General features: G+C 67.7%; 1 protein-coding gene. It reads right to left on the reverse strand.

The window, feature by feature from the left end; genetic code table 11:
• A partial coding sequence (locus I8N67_RS40650; RefSeq protein WP_307835522.1) for an RHS repeat-associated core domain-containing protein occupies positions 1-5,960 on the reverse strand: 5,960 nt, incomplete at its 3' end.
• Positions 5,961-5,987 lie beyond the last annotated feature (27 nt).

Raw genomic sequence — 5,987 nt, forward strand, 5'->3', positions numbered from 1 at the left:
AGCCAGCGGTTCTCCGAGACCACCCAGAAGGGGTGTGTGGTCGTCGCCGTCAGTGACTTCGAGTTGATCGTCAGGTCGACGAAGTGCTTGTCGTCCTCCGTGACGATCGTGCCCGCGACCTCACGGACGACCGTACGGCCGGTCTTCGGGTCCGTGACCGTGACCTTGTCGCCCGGTCTGATGTCCTTGATCTTCTTGCGTTTGCCATCGGCCAGAAGGACTTCGGCGTCGGGCAGGAAGCTGTGGCACTTGGGCTTCCCACGACCAACTGCACTCTTGATCCTGTCGACGGCGGCAAGGGCCTTCTCCCGCGCCTTGGCCAGGTTGGCCCGTGCCTTGTTGACCCGCTCGGACGCCTTCGACATGTCCCTCAGGCCGCCGAAGAGATCCCCCAGCAGGCCGGTGACGCGTTTGGCCAGCTGGATGCCCTTGCGCATGTTCCAGGGCATGCCGTACTTCGCCAGGAGCTTGCCGGCGATACCACCCGCGAAACTGCCCGCGATGGTCAGCATCGTCTCGCCGCAGGCGGCCAGATCACCGCTGGAAAAACAGTCCAACGCGGCATTGACGCCGAGGATGTCCATGACGATCTTGACGAGCTCCTTGCCCGCCGACCTGAACCGCTGCTGGGCGGAGGATTGCTGCTGCTCCGCTGCGGCGACGTCCTGTGTCGCCCGGCCGACATCGGCACTGCCACCAGCGCAGGCCGGGTCGACGGGGTTCGGGCACCAGGCCCCCTGACTACGGTAGTTGCCGTGCCGGTCGCAGCTCATGGACCGGCCGTTCCGGCATTCGAACAGGCCTGTCGGATCGGACAGCGTCACGGGGGTGTTGCTCGCGTACGCGTACCCGTTCATCTGCTGCGGCCGCGTGTAGTCGATGAGCGGATCCGCCGAGATGAACTTGCCCAGATCCGGGTCGTATTCGCGGGCTCCGATATGGACCAGGCCGGTCGAGGCATCGATCGTGCCGCCGACGAAGCCCTTCTCGCCCGGCCAGGTGCCCGTCTCCGGTGACAGCTTGCCGCGGGCGGCCCCGTACGGGTCGGTACGCCGTTGGGTGACGGCACCGCTGACCGCGTCGACGGCGAGGTCGCCGGTGCCGTGGTGGTCGGCGGAGAGGAACGAGACCTTGTTGTCCGAGGTGCGGATCGCGATCGTCTGGCCGGCGTACGAGTAGTGGCGCGTCGCCGTGACGGCGGTGGAGCCCGTCTTCAGCTCCAGTTCCATACCCGGCAGGTAGAGCGTGGTCGCATCGGCGGTGGTGCGCTTGATCCGCGCGCCGCCCGCGTCGTACAGGAACGAGGTCTCGGTACCGTCGGCCTCTGTCGCCTTGGTCAACTTGCCGGTCGCGTCCCAGTCGAGGCTCTGGGTGTCGCCGCCGATGGTGCGCTTGTGGGTGTTGCCCGAGACGTCGTACTGGTACGTCTGCTGCCGGTCCCCGGTCGGGGTCGTCTCGGCGATCTTGGTCACCTGGTGCGGGCCGCCGTCGCCGGTCTCGCCGGGCGTGCCGTCCTGGTCGCCGTCCTGGTAGGTGAGGGTCCGGGTGGTGTTCTTGGCGGTGTTCAGGGACGGGTCGTGGCGGGTCTCCTGGGTGCGGTTGCCGATGTCGTCGACCGACCAGCTCGTCCAGTAGGGGGAGGGCCCGCCCAGCGGGTTGGTGCCGGGGGCGGCGTCACAGGCGGTGGGCTTCTTTCCGGCGTAGTCGGCGGTCCCGCCGATCGTGCCCTCGCCCTCGGCCGTGGTGGCGGTGGCCGCCGGGGTCCAGGCGTCGACGAGGCGGGCCTGGCCGTCGTAGGCGAAGCACTGCACATCGAGTGTCGAACTGCTCGCCGGGGTGGCGGTGTCGGTGATGGACAGGACGTTGCCGGACTGGTCGTAGGAGTAGTGCTGGTCCTTGGCGACCGTGGCGGTGGAGCCGACCTTCACCGTGGCCCGGGTGAGACGGTCGGTGCCCTTCTCGTAGTAGAAGTTCTTCTCCGTGCGAGGGCCGCCGGTGCTCAGGGAGAGCTGGAGCAGCTGGCTGGTGTTGGACCAGACCGTGCCGGTGACGTAGGTCGAGGTGGCGCTGGCCATGGTGAGCGGGCGCTGGAGTTCGTCGTACGTGTACTTCAGGCTCTCGGTGGGCAGTCCACCGGCCGCCGGCACACCGGTGGAGGCGACCGTGCCGTCCCGGTTGTAGGCGGTGGTGAAGGGATAGGTGCCCGCGAGCTTCCCTTCCGAGGCCGGGACCGTGTAGTTGGTCGTCAGCGGCCGGTAGAAGGTGTCGAAGGTGGCGACGACAGTGGAGTACGCCTCACCGTTCGGCAGGAAGCGGTAACTGGCGTGGGAGTAGCCGAGCGAGCCTGACTTGTCGTACTTGGTCTCCGTCAGTTTGGTGCCCTCGGACACCGCCCCTTCCCAGGTCGACTTGGGCCTGCCCAGGCTGTCGTACTCGGTGGACAAAATCCGCTGCCGGGCGTCCTTGGTGGACGTCAGACGGTCGGCCTCGTCGTAGGTGAGGATCGTCTCGCCGGCGTCCGGGTCGACCTTGCGGACCATGCGGCCGCGCTGGTCGTACTCCTGGCGCCAGACGTTGCCCTTGGAGTCGGTGACGGTGGCCAGCTCACCGGCCGCGGTGTGGGTGTACTTGGTGACCGTGCGCTCGGAGCCCGGGCCGGTCGGGACGGGTGTGTGGCCCTTGTAGTGCCACAGCTCCTTGACCTTGCCCTCTGCGTCGGTGACCGTCGTGGTCGCCACACCGCCGGGAGGCGGGTCGCTGTGCGTCATGTTGCCGTCGTAGGAGGTGGTGTTTCGCCACTGCTCGTATCCGGCGATGGTGAAGATCTCGGCGGTGGTGCGGCCCAGGCCGTCGTACTCGTAGCGCGTCTGGTTGGCGACGTCTCCGTTGGTCACGGTGAGCAGTTCGTCGGAGGCGGTACCGGCGGCGTAGTACGTCTCGTTGGCCCGTTTCACCGCGCCCGTAGAACCGTAGAACGAGTCGGCCACCATCCGGCCGCCGGTGGGGCCCTCGGTCTGCTTCTGGCGCGGGCGCAGCAGACCGTCGTACAGCTGCCACTCGGTGCCGTAGGTGCCGTCCTGCTCGATCTTCTCGGTCTTGACGGCGACCGGCTTGTCCTGGCGGACGAGGTAGGAGTACTTGATGCTCGGCGTCTGGTTGCTGCGGCGGTCGGGCAGCCAGACGGAGGTGAGCCGGCCGAGCGCGTCGCGGGCGAGGTCGGTGCGCCTGGTGTTGGGGTCGGTCTGGCCGGTGGACTGGCCGCGCAGCCGGTCGTAGGACGTGGTGGTGATGTGGCCGAGGTCGTTGGTGACCTTGGTCGAGGAGATCAGGCCGTTGACGTCCGTGTACGCGGTTGTCGTCAGCGCTCCGGCCACGTCCTCCTGGCTGGTGGGGCGGCCGAAGCCGTCGTAGGTGGTGGTGCCGGTGGTCTGGTATGTGCCCTTGGTGCCGTCGTGCGAGACGAGGCGTTCGGTGGCGGTGGCCAGGCCCTTGGTGGGCGCGGCGCCGTAGGCACCCTTGTCGTACAGGGTGCGCTCGTCGGTGACGATGTCGCCGGGGGTCTTGCCGTCGGTCGTGCGGTTCGGCGTGACGTCACAGGCGACCGAGACGGTCTCGATCTGCTGGGGCAGGGAGTAGATGTGCTTGGCGGCACTGTCGGCGTACGACGTACGCGTACAGGTGTTGTCGGTCGCCGTCGAGGTGTCACCGCGGTTGTCGATCTTCAGAACGCGGCCGTACTCGGGGTCGAACTCCGTCGTCGACAGCGTCTCCACCCAGCCGCCCGAGGACTTGGCGGAGTATCCGCGCACCTCGGTCGTCTCGGTGATGGTGGCCTTGGTGGTGCCCCAGCTCCTGGTCTGGGTGGCCGTGTCGTGCTTCCACGGCTTGCTGATCACCTTGGAGACGACCTTGCCCTTGTCGTAGGCGGCCTTCTCCACCTCGTAGCCGGTGAACTCCTTGTGCCCGGTGAAGTCGGAGCCGTCGGACGCGGTGATCTTCTCGGTGCGGGTTCCGCCGCCGGGCGCCTTGTCGCCGTCCATGCCCTGGAGGTAGGTGTGGTCGACACGGGTGCTGTGCTCGCTGTCGCCGCTGGTGACGGAGACCTTGCCGTAGCCCTGCCACTGACTCCAGGTCAGGAACTTCTCGTCGGTCATGCCGTCGGGCTCGGCATGCCGCCAGGCCGCGTCGCCCTGGTATTCGTAACGGGTGACCATCACGTCGTTGACGTCGCCGCCGGTGCGGTCGCGCTGGCTGACGGTGTCGACGACGTACTTGTGGAACCAGTCGGTGATCGGCTCCAGTTGGCCCGACGGCGCCCACATCACCGGGTAGCAGCGCTTGACCGACTCACCGGGCTTGGGCAGGGCGTCCGCCGAGCAGTCGGCCGCCTTGTAGGCGATGTCGAGCTGGGCGCCGCTCTCACTGACCACGGTGGCGAGCCGGAAACGGTTCAGGGGCGCGATGTTGTCGCCGATCTTGTCGACGCGGTTCTCCAGCTTGGTGCCGATCAGCGACACGGGCGGCAGTTCGATGTCGGCGCCGTCACCGGCCTTGCCGGTGTGGACGATCTCCGACAGCCACAGGGTGTTGGAGTCGTCGCCATTGTCGGTAAAACGGTGGGTCAGCGACCAGGAGTCGACGTCGGTGTACGGGGTCGCGCTGTCACCGGTGTAGGCCTGCGTGGTGATCGCCGTGAGCCGCTTACGGGTCCAGAACGACGGGGAGGCCTGGGTGGCCGTGCACTTGGTGTCCGCCTTGCAGTAGCGGTCCCACGGGGTGTCCGGCCACTTGCCGGCGTTGGCCGCCGTCCACTTGTCAGTCGCACAGTCGAACGCGTCGGTGGCAAGGCAGCGTTCGGCGGTGTCGAAGACCACGCGGGCCGGTGCGGACTGCGAGTACAGCGTGGACTCGCGCTGACCGTACTCGATGCGCTTGAGGTAGCCGCCACGGACATAGGAGGTGCCGTTGGCGTCGGTCTTGCCGTTCAGGGCGTAGTGGTTGGTCTCCTGCCCGTAGGAGTAGGTCATGACATTGCCCTGGGTGTCCTTGACGTAGTCGAGGTTCCAGCGCCACGCCTGCTTGCACCACGCTTCGGCGAACGTCGCCTTGTAGCAGGGCTCCTTCTCATCGTCACCGAAGACCGGCGCGGTCCACGCGGAGTCGGTCTCCGTCTTGCCGCTGCTCCAGCCGGGAAGCCGGTTGAGGCCGAACCAGTACTCGGTGCCGTCGGTGGTGGTGACCTTCCAGTGCTCGCCGTCGTCGTCTCCGTTGGTGGCGTCGGTCAGCTTCTCGACCTTGGAGCCGTCCTCACCCGAGACATGCCACTCGCCGGACTCGTCGTCCTTGACCAGCTGTGCCGCCGAGCCGTTGAGCATCAGCGTCGCGTTGTCGAACGCCCAGCACTGTTCGCCGGAGGAGGAGTGTCCGTCGTCGGCGCAGGCCTTGTACGAGCGCTCGACGTAGCCAGGCTCGTAGGAGAAGCCCTCGCCCACCCAGGAGCCCTGGTTGTTGGTGGTCGCGGTACGGCCGTCCGCCGACTGGGAGGAGTACGACAGGCCCACCGACGGGGTCAGTCCACCGGGCGTCGGCACGACCGAGATCGGATACGACCAGGAGAAGCCGCCCGAGGACGGCGCAACACTCCACTCGGCCGAGGGAGACAGCGGAGTCGCCTTGTAGTCGCCCTGTGCGGAGGCGTCGGCGGCGGCAAGGGCGACCACCGTGCCCGCGGAGGTCGCGGACAGGGGCGCGGAGACGGTCTCGGCCTTCGCGTCGTTGACGGAAGCCAGCGGCTTCGGGCTGCCCTTGCACTGCTTACCGCCGAGCTTCTCCTCCAACGCGCAGGCGGGCACCTCGTACAGGGCGAGGCGGGAGCCGTAACTACCGCCGTACGCTTGGGCGAAGGTGCCGTAGTCGACGCTGAGCCGTACCTTGGCCTGCTGGGTGTCCGGGTTCTTCACCCGCAGAAGGACACCGGCACCCGCGGC

This window comes from Streptomyces adelaidensis (assembly GCF_016598475.1).
Taxonomy (GTDB): Bacteria; Actinomycetota; Actinomycetes; order Streptomycetales; family Streptomycetaceae; genus Streptomyces; species Streptomyces adelaidensis.